The following is a 15,748-nucleotide window of genomic DNA, read 5'->3' as shown; positions in this document are numbered from 1 at the left end:
CATGACGAGCCGCACCGACGCGCCGGCGCTGACGCCGAAATCGCTCATCCGGTAGCCGGCATGCATGGGCGTGGAGCGGCTGCCACCGGTTGGCAAGGGACCGACATTCCAGGTGATTGCACCTTCCGCCTTAATGCCGCTGGTGGCATGCTCGAAGCGCGCTTTATGCAGACCGCCCCATTGCCAGGCGGCCGGATCGGTGCGGAAGCGCTTTTCGCAATCGGCAAAACCGGCAGACAGCGTCGATAACAGCATGGTGTCGCGCTCGGCCTCTCTCCAATGAGAACCGGGTTCCGAGAGCAGGGTCAGCATGCGGTCGACATCGCCCGGCAGTAGCAATTGCCGGACGGTCGGATTCGGCGCGAATTTCGCGAGCAGCGCAGGCCGCAGATGCTTCATCCACCAGACTTCGAAGAGGGCGGCCGGGGCGCTTGTGGCGTCCAGCCGGTGATCCCAGCCGTTGAAGAGAGCAAGCGCCTGTTTCTGGGTTTCATCGAGCGGATATTGGGCGGTAACCCTGTCCAGCACGCCACAGATCGTTGCGGCCGGGCGGGAATAGGTATCCGTCTGCAGCGCGGTCGAGCCCTTCAGCGTGTGCTTCGCGTCGCCGGCGAGCACGGACTTGATGCGCTGGGCGCGGCTGACTTCCGCCCATTCATGACCGATCGACGGCGCGTTCGAATCGCGGTCGGCAGGCAGGTTCATCTCGTTGGCGGAGGCCACGAAACCTTCAGCCGGATTGTATTTGCGCGGCAATTGGTCAGCGGGCAGGAAGCCGTCCCATTCATGGGAGCCGTGACCCGGTACCGGCAGGAGGCCCTCCCAGTTATGCCGGATCGGCGTGAAGCCGGCAGTGAACCAGCCGATATTGCCCTCCACGTCGGCGCTGACGTGGTTGACCGAGGGCGTGCCCCAGTGCGAAAGCGTTTCGGAAAATGCCTTCACCGAGCTGCTGCGCATATAGGACAGGCTGCCGAGATAGGCTGCCGAGCCCGGCGACAGCCAGACGGAGCGCATGGCGATCGCCTGCCGCTTCTTCGGATTCTCCTGCAGAATCGGGCCGTGACGGGTGAAGGAGAGCGTCAGGATCTGGTCGGGAAAGCCCTTGACCACGAACTGCTCCTCCAGGCGGGTAATCGCCTCCCAGCCGTCGCCATAACGATACTGCTCCGGGTCGCCGTCCTTCGTCTCGTAGACATAGATGTCTTCCTGGTCGGCGCCGAAAATGGTCAGCCCAAAAGCGGTCTTTTCGTTGTGGCCGAGCGAGATGCCCGGGGCGGTCGGTTCGCCGGTGCCGATGGCGTTGAGGCCCGGCGCCTCGAGATGCACGAGATAACGCAGCGAGGGCACCGCATGCGCCCGGTGCGGGTCGCTCGCGAGGATCGGCCGGCCGGTCTCAGTGCGCGAACCGTTAACGGCCCAGTTGTTGGAGCCCTCTTCCATGGTTGCCTGGATGACGTCGCCGAGATCGGTCACCTCGGTCCATTTCCAGACATCATCGAGCGTGGCGGCAAGCCGGGCTTTGTCGAAGGTGACCGGCGCGGTGGCGAGCTTGAACAGGCGGGTCGCTTCAAGCGGGATGTCGGCGAGCACGATACCTTCGGCCAGCTTCGGTTCAACCGGCGGATCGATCTCGTAACGCAACAGGTCGGTCTCGGCATCGGCCAGCGCCATGATGTTGGCGCGCAGGATTTCCGAGAGCCCGTTGCGGGTCAGTGCGTGGCTGCGGATACGCACGACGTCCGAAGGCTGCCAACGTGCCGGCTTTGTGCCGAAGACGGCAAATTCCGGCGGCAGGCGGGAAGGCTCAGCCCCGCAGAGCGCGATATAGGCATTGATGCCGGCGGCGAAGGCGGTGCAGATCGCCTCCGTATCCGCCGCGTAAGCTGTCCATTCCGCCGCCATGTCGCCGCGATAGAGGAAGTGTCGGGCGGCATGATCCTGCGCCAGGTAGCCCGGACCAAAATCGGCGGCCAGGAGACCGAGGCCGCGCTTGCGCCACAGGTCGAGCTGCCACAACCGGTCGCGTGCCGCGTTGAAGCCCTGCGCGAAGAACAGGTCCTTCTCGCTCGCCGCCTTGATATGCGGAATGCCCCAGCGGTCGATACGGATCTCCGCCTCGGCCTCGAGGCCGATCAGTCGGAGGGTTTCGTTCGTCGGGGTATCGGTCATGGCAGTACTCTTATGCGTGATGGCAGGCGACGCGAGCGCCATCGGCGCGCGGGGTCAGTTCCGGTCGTTCCCTGGAACAAATCTCGGTCGCAAGCGGACATCGCGTGTTGAAGGCGCAGCCGGAGGGGATGTTGGCCGGGCTCGGCAGCTCGCCGCCGAGAATGAGCCGTTCTTTCGAGCGCTGTACAACGGGGTCGGCTTCCGGCACCGCCGACATCAGCGCCTTGGTATAGGGATGTTTCGGGTTGGCGAAAAAGGTGTCGCGGTCGGCCATTTCGACGAAACGGCCGAGATACATGACCACAACGCGGTCGCAAATGTGACGAACCACGCCGAGGTCATGCGAGACGAAGAGATAGGAAACGCCGGTGCGCTTCTGTAGCGCCACCAGCAGGTTGAGTATCTGCGCCCGTACCGACACGTCGAGCGCCGAGACCGGCTCGTCGCAGATGACGAGGTCCGGTTCGAGCGCTAGCGCGCGGGCAATCACCACGCGTTGGCGCTGGCCGCCGGAAAACTGGTGCGGATAACGGTCCGCATGTTCGGGTCGCAGGCCCACCTGTTGCAGGAGCGTCGCGACGCGCGCCTTGAGCTGCTTGCCACGAGCGACGCCGCGCACGATCAGCGGTTCGGCGATCGTGGCACCCACCGTCGAGCGCGGGTCGAGCGATAGCGCCGGGTCCTGGAAGATCATCTGCACCTTGCGACGGATATCGTTGAGCTTCTTTTTGTCGGCGCCGACCACTTCTTCGCCGCTGATCTTGACGCTGCCGGAAACCGGCGCCTGCAGGCCGACGATCGTGTTGGAGAGCGTGGACTTGCCGCAGCCGGATTCGCCGACCAGCGCCACTGTCTCGGCGCGGCCGATCGTGAGATCCACGCCGTTGACCGCCTTCACAACCGGTCCGGCCTTGCCGAGCAAGCCGCTGTGGCCGCCGAAATGCACCGCGACGTCACGGATTTCGAGAACTTTGTCGCTCATGCCGCAACCTCGCGGATTTCCCTCATGCGATCGATATGCCAGCACGCCGAGCGATGGCCCCCGCCACAATCCATCAGCGGCGGCTGTTCGTTGCGACACTTGTCTGTCACGAGCGGACAGCGGTCCGCGAAACGGCAACCGACGCCAAATTCGCTCGGTGTCGGCACTGTGCCCTCGATGGTCGCCAGATCCGCCTTGGGAGCGTCATCGAGTTTCGGTACGCTAGCCAAAAGCAGGGCCGTATAGGGGTGCTTCGGTTCGCGAAAGAGCGCGTGAACCGGGGCGATCTCGGCGATGCGGCCAGCATACATGACCGCTACCTCGTCAGCGATATCGGCGACCACGCCCATGTCATGGGTGATCATGACGATTGCGGTGCCGCGCTCGGCTACCAGCTTCTTCATGAGATCAAGGATCTGCGCCTGGATCGTCACGTCGAGTGCCGTGGTCGGCTCGTCTGCGACCAGCACGCGCGGACCGCAGATCAGCGCGATCGAGATCATGATGCGCTGACACATGCCGCCCGAAAGTTCGAACGGATATTGATGCAGCCGCCGGTCGGGATCGGGAATGCCGACATCGGCGAGCATCTGCCGCGCCTTCTGGTAAGCTTCGGCCTTCGAGACGCCGTGATGCACGCGGTAGGCCTCGGCGATCTGCGCGCCGACCGTCGTCAGTGGGTCGAGCGAGGCGCTAGGCTCCTGAAAGATGATGGAAATATCTTTGCCGCGGGCCTTGCGGAACTGCCGCTCCGACATTGCGGCAAGATCGGTGTTGTCGAGCATGATCCGGCCGCCGGTACGGCGGGCTGCCGGCGGCAGCAGGCCGAGCATGGCATAGGAGGTCAGCGATTTGCCGCAGCCGGATTCGCCCACCAGCGCCATGACCTTGCCGGGCGCCACGGCGAAGGAGACGTCGTCGACGACCTTGGCGCCACCGATGTCAATGGTGAGCCTGTCGACGGCAAGCAGCGGGGTTGCGGCAGCGTCCATTCCCTTAAGCCCCTCCGGTCTTGGCCCGCTCGGGCCGCTTGTAGTTGCCGATCGAATTGCCACCGTCGACGGAGAGCACGGCACCGGTGATGAAGGCGGCCTTGTCGGAGCAGAGATAGGCGATCGCGCCTGGCGCATCCTGCGGGCCGCTCGCGCGGCCGAGCGGGATGTTCTTCAGCATGTTGGTGACATATTCGTCGGAAAGCTCGCTCACCTCGCTGCCAGGCGCGAAACCCGGCTCCACGACGTTGACGCGGATGCCGTATTCCGCGAGCTCCATCGCAAAACCCTTCGAGAGGCGCTCTATCGCCGTCTTCGAAGTGCAGTAGGGCACGGAATTCTGGTTCATCTTGCGGGCTGCGCCAGACGAGATGTTGACGATCGAGCCTTGCTTGCCTTCTGCGATCATCAGCTTCGCCATTTCACGCGACAGCACGAAGGGCGCCCGCAGGTTGACGCCGAAGACACGGTCCCAGTCGGAGAATTCCATGTCAAGCAGGCTGAAGCGGGTATAGATGCCGGCATTGTTGACCAGGATGTCCGGCGCCTTCCATTCGCGGCGCACGAGATCGACGAGGTCCAGCATGGAGGCGTCGCTCGTCAGTTCGGTCGCGTGCAGCAGCACCTTCGACCGGTCGAGGCCAAGTTCCCTGACCGCCTTTTCCAGCCCGTCCATGCGGATGTCGCTGAGGCAAAGCCTTGCGCCTTCCTGCGCGAAATAGGCGGCGATCCAGCGGCCGAAGACGCCGGCGGCGCCGGTGATGACGATGGTCTTGTTTTCGAATTCCATGGGTAAAACCTCAGCGAGAACGCGAACGCGGGTCGATCTGGTCACGCAGCCAGTCGCCAAGCACGTTGACGGAAAAGACGAGTAGGAAGAGACAGGCGCCGGGGAAGGCGACGATCCACCAGGCCCGCTCGAGATACTGGCGGCCGACGCTCATGATCGAGCCCCAGCTTGCGGCTGGCGGCTGGATGCCGAGGCCGAGGAAGGAAAGGCCGGCTTCCATTAGGATCATCAGGCCGAATTCGGCAGTCGCGACGATCAGCAGCGGCCCGGCGATGTTCGGCAGGATGTGGTGGAAGAGGATGCGCGCCGCCCCGGCACCGGCGAGTTCCGAAGCCTTGATAAACGGCAGGTTGGAAACCTGCAGCGTCTGGGCGTAGGCGACGCGGGTGTAACGCGGCCAGCGGGTCAGGCCGAGCACCAGGACGAGCTTCAGGAAGCCCGGGCCGAGCACGGCGACCGTCAGCACCGCAAGCAGGATCGCCGGGATCGACATCATGATGTCGACAAGGCGCATGATGAGGATCTCGATCTTGCCGCGGAACCAGCCGGCGACCATGCCGAGGGTGACGCCGACCAGCGTCGAGACGACGACGGAGAGGACCGCGACCGAAAGCGAGACGCCGGCGCCGTAGATGGTGCGCGAGAGCAGGTCGCGACCGAGGTCGTCGGTGCCGAGCCAGTAGGTGAAGCCGCGCAGTTCGAAGCCCGGCGGCTTCAGGCGGGCGAGCAGGGTCTGCTTGTTCGGATCGGCCGGCGCGACCCAGGGGGCAAGGATCGCGAGGGTCACGATCACCAGGAAGATGATCGAGACGATGATGACTGACAGGGGGACCCGGCGAATGCGTTGACCGAGGGCGAGGACGGCGGTGTTCATGAATACCTCCTCAGCGGATCAGGCGGATACGCGGATCGACGAGCGCATAGACGAAATCCGCAAGCACGCTGGTCAACACGTAAACGAAGGAGATCAGCAGCACGATGACTTGGACGACCAGGAAGTCGCGCGACTGGATGGACTGGATGGCGAGCTGGCCGATGCCCGGCCAGGCAAAGACCGTCTCGATGATGACCGCGCCGGCCAGCAGGTTGCCGATTTCGAGCGCGGCGATGGTGATGACCGGGATCGCCGCGTTCCGCAGCACATGGTGCACCACAACCGAGCCGATCGACAGGCCGCGGGCGCGGCCGGCCCGGACATAATCCTTGCCGAGCTCGTCGATGATCGAGATGCGGGTCATGCGCGCGAAGGTCGACATGGATACTGCCCCCAGCGCGATCGAAGGCATGATCAGCGAGGCGAAGTCGCCGGAGCCGGAGGTCGGCAGCCAGCGCAGCGCGACGCCGAAGACGAAGATCAATACGATGCCGGACAGGAAGGTCGGCACGCTCTGGCCGGTGACGACGATCGCGGTCAATAGCCGTTCCAGCCAACCGCCGCGGTTCGTCGCCATCAGGATGCCGGCCGGGATGCCCATACCGATCGCCACCACCAGCGCGCCGGCGGCGAGCATCATCGTATAGGGCACGCGCGACATGACAATATCGAATGCCGGCACGCGTTGCACGGCGGAAACACCGAAATCGAACCGGGCGAGCCCCTGAAGGTAATCCAGGTACTGCACCGAGATCGGCCGGTCGAAACCGAGCTGGTGGCGGAGATCCGCGATCATCTGGGCCGATGCGTCCTGCGGCACGAGCAGCAGGGTCGGATCGCCCGAGAGATGCATCACGACGAACACGATGGTGAGAACGCCGAAGATCGCAATGATCGCCTGTATCAAACGCTCGACGGCGTATGTCAACATGGTCGTGCTACCTGTCTTACTGCCAGCTCATGTCCATGACGAACATGGCTTCGTTGGCGGTCGGCTGCCACTTCAGCTGCTTGTTTGCGCCATAGATCGCATAGGCCTGATAAAGACCAAGGCCCGGAACGTCGTCCTTGAGGATCTGGTAGGCCTGCTCGTAGAGCTTCAGCCGCTCGTTCTGGTCGAGGATGGCGCGCGCCTTGTCGACGGCCCCATCGAACTTCGGGTTCGAATATTTCGCCCAGATGCTGCCGGTGCGGAACAGCGGGAAGATCACGCCGTCGACGTCCTGGCAGGCGCAGGACCATGCGCCGAAGGCAAGGCCGCCAGCATTGGCTGGATCGCCCTGGCGGCGCTTCAGGAAGGTCGCCTGGTCGCTGGAGGAGATGGTGACGTTGAGACCTGCCTCATTGACCATCTGCTGGATGGCCTCAACGGTGGCGCGGCTATAGGCCGGAGAGGTGAGGAATTCGACGGTGGCACCTTCCGCGCCGGCCTCCTTCACCAGTTGCTTGGCCTTGTCGAGATTGTACTCGTAACCCTTGACCTTGTCGGTGTAGCCGAAGACCGGCTCGGCACCGAGCACTTCCACCGCCTTGCCGTAACCTTCGAGCAGCGCATCGACCAGCGCCTGGCGGTCGATCGCATAGGCGATCGCCTCGCGGACGCGGACGTCCTTGGTGGCGCCGGCCTGGGCGTTGATGAAGAGATAGCCGATGCGCTCGGTCGGAACCGACAGAACCTGCGAGTTCGAGTCACTCTTGATGCTTTCGGCCTGATCTGGCGGCACTTCGCGGATGAGGTCGGCCTTGCCGGTCTTCAGGTCGGCGATGCGGGTGGACACGTCAGGCACGGTGCGGAAGACGACATGCTGGAATGGCGGCTTGGCGCGCCAGTAGCTCGAATAGGCCTCAAGCTCGGTCTGGACGCCCTTCTGCCAGTTGACCATCTTGTAGGGTCCGGAACCGAGCGGCTTCAGGTTGAATTCCTGGTCGCCGACCTTCTCGACATAGGCCTTCGGCACGATCGACAGCTTGACGAGCTGGGCGAGCAGCGCCGGATAGGCGGACTTGGTGGTCATCTTGACGACGGTCGGGCTGGTGGCCTCAGCCTTGTCGATCTGGTCGAACTGCGAGAGCTGCGGGCTCTTCAGCTTCGGATCGATGATGCGGTTGATCGAGAAGGCGACGTCTTCGGCGGTCAGCTTCGAGCCGTCCTGGAAGGTGACGTCGTCGCGGATCTGGAACTCGATCGTCTTGTCGTCGAGATATTTCCAGGACTTGGCGATCTGAGGCACGATCTCGCCCTTGGCATCACGGGTCAGCAGGTTGTCGAAGATGTTGCGGTAGATCGAATAGCTGTCAGTGTTCCACTGTAGATGCGGATCGAGCGTCGCGGCATCGTTCGGTAGATCGATGGTCAGCATATCCTTGGGCGACTGAGCCATGGCGGTCGAGGCCATGAGAGCCATCACGAATGCGGCAGCGGTAGCAAATCTCAAAGACATCTGTGTTCCTCTCTTCTTATTTCAGCTTATTCTTCCAGTTATTCCAAGGCGAGAACGTTATGCGGCCCGACCGATACCAGCCTCCTTGGCGCAATAGGCAGCAAGTTCAGCATGGGTCGTGAACCAGACACTGCCCTTCGCCTGCGCCTGGCGGATGATCTCCTCCAGGATGAAGATGCGGGAGCGGTGCCCGACATGATGTGGGTGCATCGTCAGTTGGAAAAGCCCACCTTCGTCATAAGCAAGCTCCAGCTCGCGCTGGAAGATCTCGAGGACCATAGCCGGGTCGCCATAGGGCCGTGCGCCTGTCATCCGGTCCATCGCGACGTAGGGAGCATCGTCGCGGATCCATTCCACCGGAATTTCGACGATGCCGGTCGGCTCGCCGTCTTCCAGCAACTCGTAAGGCTCGTCATCGGCCATCAACGAGGAATCATAAAGCAGACCCATTTCACGAGCGATCTTCAGCGTATGGGGGCTAAAATCCCAGGATGCGGTGCGCATGCCCACAGGCCGGATGCCGCAGACGCGTTCGAGAACGTCGGCCGCCCGTAGCGCGAGATCGCGCTCGGTTGCCTCGTCCAGGCGCGAATTGAATTCGTGGATCCAGCTATGAATGCCGATCTCATGGCCGGAAGCAACGACGGCACGCGCCTCGTCGGCATTGATCATAGCCGAGACGGCGGGCATGTAGATCGATGCGGGCACCGCGTATTTTTCGAGCAGCTTAAGGATGCGTGGCATGCCGGAGCGTGCGCCATACTGGCCCTGGCTCAGGCGACTGATGGAGATGCCGCCGTTGCGCAGTTCCATCGTCTCGTGATCGGCATCGAATGAGAGAGCGACAGCCATGCGGGCGCCGTTCTTCCACTGCGCCGGCTTCAGTGAGCGACCCGCCCGGACCTTGTTGACGCTCTTCTGCCAGACGTCGTCTGCCCACAGCCAGGGCTGGTTTTTGTCATGCTGTTCTGCTGCGCTCATGATATTCTTTCATTCGGCGATGCCGGGGACTGCCTTGCCCTTGTATTTTTTCTAGGCAAATTTTTTATAAGCTGAGGAAATAGCCATCAATGGGGGTTTTGTTCACATACATGAACTCTGAAGTGAAGAGCGCGGGTCGCATCCTTGATCTCCTGGAATATCTGTCGGTGCTGCGCGAACCGGCCTCGCTCTCGCAGATCATCCGCGATCTCAAGCTGCCGAAGAGTAGCGCGCATGGCCTGATCCAGACACTGGCGGCCCGCGGCCATGTCGTTCAGGACGCTGCAGGGCACTACATGCTGGTGGAGGCAAGCCGCCACGGCTTCCCTTTCCGCCGCCATGAGGAGCCGCTGGTCGTCACGGCAATGCCGTTCATGGAACGGCTGAGGGATGAGTCCGGCGAAACGGTTCTGCTTGGCACGATGAATGCGCATTGCGACCTGCGCCGACTGGCAAAATGCGTTAGCCACCACCCTGTCCGCTATGACGTCAATATGGACGCCGCGATCACCGCGCATTGCACGGCAACCGGCCGCGTGCTTCTTGCTCATGCTCCCGCGGAAGCGCTGGAAGACTATCTCTCGCGCGTCCGCTTACTGTCCTACACCCGCTACACGATCACGGATGTCAAACAGATCCGCGAGGTCCTCGCAAAGGTCCGCCGTGACGGCTATGCGATCAACGACCAAGAATTTGTCACTGGCTCGACTGGGATCGCCGCCCCCCTTTTTGGCGCGGAAGGCAATGTGATCGCAGCGCTCAATCTCGGAACGCTGACAAGCCGATATGTCGAGCGGCGCGAGGAACTGCTGCTGAAACTGCGCTCGACTGCCGATCAGATCAGCCGCGCCTTGGGTTATCGAAGGAGCGGATGATCCAATCCTGAGGAATCAATAGCAACAGGCAAAGAGAATTGCAGCCGACTTGGTCGAGATCGGCGGCGCTCATGACGCGCTCAATCATCGGTCATCTGGCGAACCAGATCGTCGTTCCAGAGACCATTACCGCTTCCCGGCAGTAGGCTCGGCAGCCCCAGCTTCTTCAATGAACGCGTCAAGGTCTTCGATGCGCTCATAGCGAACCGTAAGCTCGGCATAGACGACATCATTGATCAACAATGGACCGGCGAGGCTGGCCGTTTCGAGTTGCTCGATCGACCAGCCCGCCCAGATTGAGTCATTGGTTGGAAGGTCGAGCAATACATTCGTGTCGACAAGCGTCACGCTTCACCGCGCGTGAGCGACTCGATCGCGTCTGTATCGAGTCCCTTCCCAGCAGCCCTCGCAGTTTTTGAAAGCGGCTGGCGGGCTGCGTCTTATCAGCCGTTGTCAGCACAACACCACCATCCGCGGCCCGACGGAAGTCGACCTCGTATCGGCCAAATTCCGGACATTCATCGATTATCTAGTGGCATTCTTCACTCAACTGTACCTTGGGAATTGGGCTCTGAACGGAATAAAAAATCTGCTTTGCTGAGCCTGCACCAAGAGCATTGATCGCGATGGGCGTCCGCATCTATTGCCAGGTCGCGCGCCACGCTCGGCTAACAAACCGGCATCGGAAGCATCGAGATACAATCCATCAACCCTGTGTCGTTCGACCTCTTCGCGCGCGCCCAAGTCAAGATCTACGGGACTCGCTGGTGAATTGCCGTACGGCGAACATGTCTGCCACGGAGCGAACACGATCAGGAGAAGTGCATTTGTCAGACGAAGATCTTTCATGACAAACGGGTTTACAGTTATGCACTGACATGTTAGTCAATTAACACTGACATGAAGGAGATCAATCGGTGACGGGGTTTGGTTTGTCGGTCGCGTTGGCGACGCCTTTCGAGAGCGGTGGGGCCATTGCCGCTGAGATCATGCTCGCCCAGGCAAAGCGAAGCCTGGCTTCGGGTTGCGCCAGCGTCACGCTATTCGGAACGACCGGTGAAGGGGCCTCGATCGGCAGTCAGGAGCGGGAGCGGATTCTCGACACCTTTATCGCCGCCGGCATTCAGCCCTCCCAAATTGTTGTCGGCGTCCTCGTCGACGCGGCCGAAGATGCAGCCCAGCAAATGTCGCAAGCGCTGTCGATGGGTGTCCGCAATATCCTGCTCGCTCCGCCCTCCTATTTCAAGAATGTCAGCGACGACGGCGTCTTTGCCTGGTTTGCGGATGTCTTTGCACAGGTGGGCGACAACGCCCGCGACGTGCTGGTCTATAACATTCCTTCGGTGACCATGGTGGCGCTCAGCATCGAGCTGATCGGACGGTTGCGGGCCGCGTTCCCGTCGATTGTCATTGGCGTGAAGGATTCTTCCGGGGACTGGCCTTATACGGAAGCGCTTCTGCGCCGGCATGGGGATCTGATCATCCTGATCGGCGACGAGCGTCATCTCGCCAAAGGTGTACGTATGGGCGGCCGGGGCGCGATTTCCGGAATGGCGAATTTTGCGCCGCTCGAGGTGCGGGCGATGGCGGTCGAGGGCAAGGACGATGCGCGCGTTGAGCGCTTTGTCGCCGAGCTCTTGAGGCATCCCGTGACACCTGCGGTAAAAGTCATGGTGGCAGCGATGACAAACGACGAAACATGGCTTGCGGTCCGTCCTCCTTTGACGTCAATTTCCGCCGACGGTAGGCGTGAGCTTGCTGCTTCCTTCGAAGGGCTTTTCCGAACGAAGGCGGCGTAAGCGGCAATGTACGAGGAGAACCCTATGGATGGAGTCGACGAGCAGCCGACGCTGCGGGAAAGAGCCTATGAGAGCTTTACCCGGCATCTGCTTGCGCGCGACGTTCGCCCTGGGCAGTTCGTCTCCCAACGCCGGTTGGTCGAGTTGACCGGATTAACGCTTGGCGCGATCCGGGAGCTCATCCCGCGGCTCGAGGCCGAAGGCCTGATCAAGACGGTGCCGCAGCGCGGTTTGCAGATCGCTCATATCGATCTCAACCTCATCCGCGAAGCCTTCCAGCTTCGCCTGTTTCTCGAAAAGGAAGCCGTCGCGCTTTTCACCCAGACGGCAACCGACGAGACAATTGCAGGGATGCTCAACCAGCATCGCGAGATCGTCGCGGCGATCGAGGGCGGTAACGGATCGCATGAACTCGAAGTCTATGCCCAGGCCGTGGACTGGGGCATGCATGATGCCTTCATCGACGCGCTCGGCAATACGATCATCTCTAATGCCTATCGCGTCAATTCGATCAAGATGCGGCTGATCAGCCAGGAGCGCTTCCGCATCGATGGCCGTGTCGGGCCTGTCATGGGCGAGCATCTTCGGGTGCTGGAGGCGATCGAACGGAGACATGTGGAAGAAGCCGTCAGCGCACTTGCGGCACACATCAATCACGCGCGAAGCCGCGCGCTGAGATTATAGACGACCGCCGGCGATGAGGAGATCGCCGAGTAAAAGAGGAGGAGAAAATAGCATGCCATCTTCATTCATGAATCCGACTCGCCGGGGCTTCCTGGCCGGATCCGCCGCGATCGGCGCGGCCGGCCTGCTTGGCGTCAAGCCGGCTTCGGCCGCCGTTGATTGGAAGCGTTTCGCAGGAACGACCCTCGAGGTCAATCTCGTCAAGAGCCCGCGCAGCGAGACGATCCTCAAATATCTGAGCGAGTTCGAAGAGCTCACCGGCATCAAGGTCAATGCCGAAGCGACGCCCGAACAGCAGCAGCGTCAGAAAACCACGATCGAACTGAGCTCCGGCAAGCCGAGCTTCGACGTCGTTCATCTGAGCTACCACGTCCAGAAGCGCCAGTTCGAAAAGGGCGGCTGGCTCGCCGACATCAGCGGCTTTGTCAAGGATCCGTCGCTCACCGATCCGTCGCTGGTCGAGAGCGATTTCGCCGAGGCCGGCCTGACCTTCGCAAAGGATTCCGACGGCGTTCTGCGCTCGCTTCCCTTCTCGGTCGACTACTGGATCATCTACTGGAACAAGGAACTCTTCGAGAAGAAGGGACTTTCCTACCCCACGACTTTCGAAGAAATGGTCAGCGCCGCCGAAGCTCTTACGAATGCCTCCACGAACACCTACGGCTTCGTCGCCCGCGGCCTGAAGAACGCCAACGTGCCGGTCTGGACGACGCTGATGCTCGGCTACGGCTCGACGCCGCTTGGCCCCGACGGTAAGCTGCGCACGACGTCGGACGAGGCTGTCGACGCGGCCAAGATGTACCAGCGGCTGATGACCAAGGCTGCCCCTGTTGGCGTTTCCGGCTTCAACTGGGCGGAAGCGCAATCGGCCTTCCTGCAGGGCAAGATCGGCATGTGGCTCGATGGGGTCGGCTTTGCGCCGCCGATCGAAAACCCGGAAAAATCCCGCGTCGTCGGCAAGGTCGGCTATGGCATCATGCCGAAGGGACCGAAAGCGCAAGCCGCCGCGACTACCGGCGACGGTATCGGCGTTACCGCTGCCAGCAAGAACAAGGAAGCCGCCTATCTGTTCTGCCAGTGGGTCATCTCCAAGGAGATGGGCGCGCGTCTTCTGCAGGCTGGTGCCGGCGTTCCGTTCCGCAACTCGGTTCTCGAAGATCCGAAGGTCCGCGAGGGCGTCAAGATGCCGAGCGCCTGGGTCGATGCCGTTGCGGCCTCCGCCAAGGTCTCACAGCTCGCACTGCCGGTCATTATTCCGGTCACCGAATTCCGCGACATCTACGGTGTCGGCCTCACAAACATGATCGGCGGCGCCGATCCGGCCGCTGAACTGAAGAACGCAACCGCACAGTTCGAACCGGTCCTGGCCCGAAGCGAGGGATAATGGCATCCGTGAGCATGGAAACCGCGCGGGGCGAAAGCACCGTAAAAGGAAGGAGCAAGCCCAGGCTTGCCCCCAACTATTGGCCATTCGTTGTCCCGGCGCTCGTCGTTATCGCCGCGGTCATCGTCTTTCCATGGGTTTTCACGCTTTGGATGAGCGTGAACAGCTGGACGCTCGGCCAGCCCGTCGTTTTCGCGGGTCTGGACAATTACGTCAGGCTGTTCACCGACATGCGCTTCTGGGAGTCGCTATGGCATACGGCGGTCTACACGCTGCTTGCTGTCGTGGCGCCTCTCTTCTTCGGCACACTTGCTGCGTTGATTTTCGACGCGCAGTTTCCGCTTCGCGGTTTCCTGCGCGGCATCTTCGTCATGCCGATGATGGCGACACCGGTCGCCATCGCACTCGTCTGGACCATGATGTTTCACCCGCAGCTCGGCGTGCTAAACTACCTTCTCTCACTCATCGGCATCGGCCCGCAGGAATGGATCTATAACCAGATGAGCGTTATTCCTTCGCTGGTGCTGGTCGAAACGTGGCAGTGGACGCCGCTGATCATGTTGATCGTGCTCGGCGGCCTCGCCGCCGTGCCGCGCGAACCCTATGAGAGCGCCGAGATCGACGGCGCAAATGCCTGGCAGAAATTCCGCTACCTGACCTTACCGATGATCGCACCCTTCCTGATGATTGGCGTCATCATCCGTAGCATCGATGCCGTCAAAAGCTTCGACATCATCTATGCGATGACGCAGGGCGGGCCCGGAACCGCATCGGAAACGATCAACATCTATCTCTACAACACAGCGTTCTCCTATTACGACATCGGCTATGGGTCGGCGATGGCCGTCATGTTTTTCGTCATCATCGTCGCTCTGTCCTTCGTGCTGATGATGGTCCGCCAGCGTGCCAATTGGTCGGACACGGAGTCACGATGATGAAGCGCAAGACGATCGATCGCATCGGCCTTTTCTTCGTTGCCCTGGTGATGGTTTCGCCGGTCATCCTGTTCTTTCTCTGGATGATCTCGCTATCGCTGAAATACGAGATCGACAACGGCGCCTATCCGCCGATCCTGATCCCGGAGCGCTTCGCCTGGTCGAACTACATCCAGGTTTTCCAGGAAAACAATTTCTTCCTCTATTTCTGGAACTCCATCTTGGTAACCGGTGGCGCGACGCTGCTCGCTCTGCTGATCGGCGTTCCAGCGGGCTACGGAATTGCGCGGCTCAAGGCCGAGCGTTCGGCGATGGTGATCATGATCGCCCGCATGACGCCCGGCCTCTCCTTTCTGATCCCGCTCTTCCTGCTGTTCCAGTGGCTCAATCTTCTCGGCACGCTTTGGCCGCAAATCATCATCCACCTCGTCGTCACGGTGCCGATCGTCGTGTGGATCATGATCGGCTATTTCGAAACGACGCCGATGGAGCTCGAAGAGGCTGCCAGCATCGACGGCGCGACGCCCTGGCAGGTGTTCCGCCTGGTGGCGCTGCCGATCGCCAAGCCTGGCATCGTCGTCGCCTTCATCCTGTCGGTAATCTTCTCGTGGAACAACTTCGTCTTCGGTATCGTGCTTGCAAGCCGCGAGACGCGAACCCTGCCGGTCGCTGTCTACAACATGCTGTCTTTCGAACAGGTGAGCTGGGGGCCGCTCGCCGCCGCAGCGCTGATCGTCACGCTGCCGGTGCTGGTGCTGACGATGTTCGCGCAAAGGCAGATCGTTGCAGGCTTGACTGCCGGCGCAGTCAAGGGCGGCTGACCCAAGCACTCAAAGGGA

14 protein-coding genes and 2 pseudogenes are annotated in these 15,748 nt (G+C 61.6%); 6 read left to right on the top strand and 10 right to left on the bottom strand.

What is annotated here, in order from left to right:
* From ACPYOI_RS22390 to ACPYOI_RS22355, 8 genes are all read right to left on the bottom strand, one after another.
* The coding region (locus ACPYOI_RS22390; protein ID WP_481423373.1) for a penicillin acylase family protein at window positions 1–2,172 on the bottom strand (2,172 nt) is incomplete at its 3' end.
* 10 nt (window positions 2,173–2,182) lie between these two features.
* On the bottom strand, window positions 2,183–3,154 hold the full coding sequence (locus tag ACPYOI_RS22385; RefSeq protein ID WP_481416798.1) for an ABC transporter ATP-binding protein: 972 nt from the start codon (window positions 3,152–3,154) through the stop codon (window positions 2,183–2,185).
* Window positions 3,151–4,146 carry an ABC transporter ATP-binding protein gene (locus tag ACPYOI_RS22380; protein ID WP_481416797.1) on the bottom strand — a complete coding sequence of 332 codons (996 nt, stop codon included), beginning with the start codon at window positions 4,144–4,146 and terminating at the stop codon, window positions 3,151–3,153. The genes ACPYOI_RS22385 and ACPYOI_RS22380 overlap by 4 nt, the downstream gene beginning before the upstream one ends.
* A 4-nt stretch (window positions 4,147–4,150) precedes the next feature.
* On the bottom strand, window positions 4,151–4,936 hold the full coding sequence (locus ACPYOI_RS22375) for an SDR family NAD(P)-dependent oxidoreductase (RefSeq protein WP_481416796.1): 786 nt from the start codon (window positions 4,934–4,936) through the stop codon (window positions 4,151–4,153).
* A gap of 10 nt (window positions 4,937–4,946) precedes the next feature.
* On the bottom strand, window positions 4,947–5,810 hold the full coding sequence (locus ACPYOI_RS22370) for an ABC transporter permease (RefSeq protein ID WP_481416795.1): 864 nt from the start codon (window positions 5,808–5,810) through the stop codon (window positions 4,947–4,949).
* 10 nt (window positions 5,811–5,820) lie between these two features.
* A complete protein-coding gene (locus tag ACPYOI_RS22365; protein ID WP_481416794.1) occupies window positions 5,821–6,741 on the bottom strand; it encodes an ABC transporter permease in 921 nt (306 codons plus the stop codon).
* A gap of 16 nt (window positions 6,742–6,757) precedes the next feature.
* Window positions 6,758–8,251 (bottom strand): ABC transporter substrate-binding protein, encoded by a 1,494-nt coding sequence (locus ACPYOI_RS22360; protein ID WP_481416793.1) that lies wholly within the window; start codon window positions 8,249–8,251, stop codon window positions 6,758–6,760.
* 57 nt (window positions 8,252–8,308) lie between these two features.
* Window positions 8,309–9,232: a polysaccharide deacetylase family protein gene (locus ACPYOI_RS22355; RefSeq protein ID WP_481416792.1), complete on the bottom strand. Its 924-nt coding sequence runs from the start codon at window positions 9,230–9,232 to the stop codon at window positions 8,309–8,311.
* 89 nt (window positions 9,233–9,321) lie between these two features.
* On the opposite strand from ACPYOI_RS22355, the gene ACPYOI_RS22350 reads away from it, so the two are divergent.
* Complete coding sequence (locus ACPYOI_RS22350) at window positions 9,322–10,107, top strand: IclR family transcriptional regulator (protein ID WP_481416791.1); 786 nt, start codon at window positions 9,322–9,324, stop codon at window positions 10,105–10,107.
* A 156-nt stretch (window positions 10,108–10,263) separates the two neighbouring features.
* On the opposite strand, the pseudogene ACPYOI_RS22345 reads toward ACPYOI_RS22350, so the two are convergent.
* Together ACPYOI_RS22345 and ACPYOI_RS22340 are read right to left on the bottom strand one after the other, a co-directional pair.
* Window positions 10,264–10,455, bottom strand: a pseudogene (locus ACPYOI_RS22345) (DNA-binding protein); the annotation flags it as partial.
* Window positions 10,452–10,603, bottom strand: a pseudogene (locus ACPYOI_RS22340) (AbrB/MazE/SpoVT family DNA-binding domain-containing protein); the annotation flags it as partial. The pseudogenes ACPYOI_RS22345 and ACPYOI_RS22340, both read right to left, overlap by 4 nt.
* Window positions 10,604–11,024: 421 nt before the next feature.
* Here ACPYOI_RS22340 and ACPYOI_RS22335 point away from each other — a divergent pair.
* The 5 genes from ACPYOI_RS22335 to ACPYOI_RS22315 are packed head-to-tail and all read left to right on the top strand — an operon-like array spanning window position 11,025 to window position 15,730.
* Window positions 11,025–11,906, top strand: a complete 882-nt coding sequence (locus ACPYOI_RS22335; RefSeq protein ID WP_481416790.1) for a dihydrodipicolinate synthase family protein — start codon at window positions 11,025–11,027, stop codon at window positions 11,904–11,906.
* 24 nt (window positions 11,907–11,930) lie between these two features.
* Window positions 11,931–12,590, top strand: coding sequence for a GntR family transcriptional regulator (locus ACPYOI_RS22330; RefSeq protein WP_481416789.1), 660 nt, complete (start codon window positions 11,931–11,933; stop codon window positions 12,588–12,590).
* A gap of 52 nt (window positions 12,591–12,642) precedes the next feature.
* Entirely contained in the window at window positions 12,643–13,974 is a 1,332-nt protein-coding gene (locus ACPYOI_RS22325; RefSeq protein WP_481416788.1) for an ABC transporter substrate-binding protein, read from the top strand.
* Window positions 13,974–14,909 (top strand): carbohydrate ABC transporter permease, encoded by a 936-nt coding sequence (locus ACPYOI_RS22320; RefSeq protein WP_481416787.1) that lies wholly within the window; start codon window positions 13,974–13,976, stop codon window positions 14,907–14,909. The genes ACPYOI_RS22325 and ACPYOI_RS22320 overlap by 1 nt, the downstream gene beginning before the upstream one ends.
* Window positions 14,909–15,730 carry a carbohydrate ABC transporter permease gene (locus ACPYOI_RS22315; protein WP_481416786.1) on the top strand — a complete coding sequence of 274 codons (822 nt, stop codon included), beginning with the start codon at window positions 14,909–14,911 and terminating at the stop codon, window positions 15,728–15,730. Before ACPYOI_RS22320 ends, ACPYOI_RS22315 begins: the two co-directional genes overlap by 1 nt.
* Window positions 15,731–15,748: the final 18 nt, after the last annotated feature.

It is taken from the genome of Rhizobium sp. SVR5-2C (genome assembly GCF_056755115.1).
The sequence above is the reverse complement of the archived record's forward strand: the minus strand, read 5'-3'. Positions and strand labels throughout refer to the sequence as shown.

What these genes read in the sequence shown, in the direction of transcription:
- ACPYOI_RS22385 (WP_481416798.1), bottom strand. Translation starts at nt 3,154, where the DNA reads ATGAGCGACAAAGTTCTCGAAATCCGTGACGTCGCGGTGCATTTCGGC.
- ACPYOI_RS22380 (WP_481416797.1), bottom strand. Translation starts at nt 4,146, where the DNA reads ATGGACGCTGCCGCAACCCCGCTGCTTGCCGTCGACAGGCTCACCATT.
- ACPYOI_RS22375 (WP_481416796.1), bottom strand. Translation starts at nt 4,936, where the DNA reads ATGGAATTCGAAAACAAGACCATCGTCATCACCGGCGCCGCCGGCGTC.
- ACPYOI_RS22370 (WP_481416795.1), bottom strand. Translation starts at nt 5,810, where the DNA reads ATGAACACCGCCGTCCTCGCCCTCGGTCAACGCATTCGCCGGGTCCCC.
- ACPYOI_RS22365 (WP_481416794.1), bottom strand. Translation starts at nt 6,741, where the DNA reads ATGTTGACATACGCCGTCGAGCGTTTGATACAGGCGATCATTGCGATC.
- ACPYOI_RS22360 (WP_481416793.1), bottom strand. Translation starts at nt 8,251, where the DNA reads ATGTCTTTGAGATTTGCTACCGCTGCCGCATTCGTGATGGCTCTCATG.
- ACPYOI_RS22355 (WP_481416792.1), bottom strand. Translation starts at nt 9,232, where the DNA reads ATGAGCGCAGCAGAACAGCATGACAAAAACCAGCCCTGGCTGTGGGCA.
- ACPYOI_RS22350 (WP_481416791.1), top strand. Translation starts at nt 9,322, where the DNA reads ATGGGGGTTTTGTTCACATACATGAACTCTGAAGTGAAGAGCGCGGGT.
- ACPYOI_RS22330 (WP_481416789.1), top strand. Translation starts at nt 11,931, where the DNA reads ATGGATGGAGTCGACGAGCAGCCGACGCTGCGGGAAAGAGCCTATGAG.
- ACPYOI_RS22325 (WP_481416788.1), top strand. Translation starts at nt 12,643, where the DNA reads ATGCCATCTTCATTCATGAATCCGACTCGCCGGGGCTTCCTGGCCGGA.
- ACPYOI_RS22320 (WP_481416787.1), top strand. Translation starts at nt 13,974, where the DNA reads ATGGCATCCGTGAGCATGGAAACCGCGCGGGGCGAAAGCACCGTAAAA.
- ACPYOI_RS22315 (WP_481416786.1), top strand. Translation starts at nt 14,909, where the DNA reads ATGAAGCGCAAGACGATCGATCGCATCGGCCTTTTCTTCGTTGCCCTG.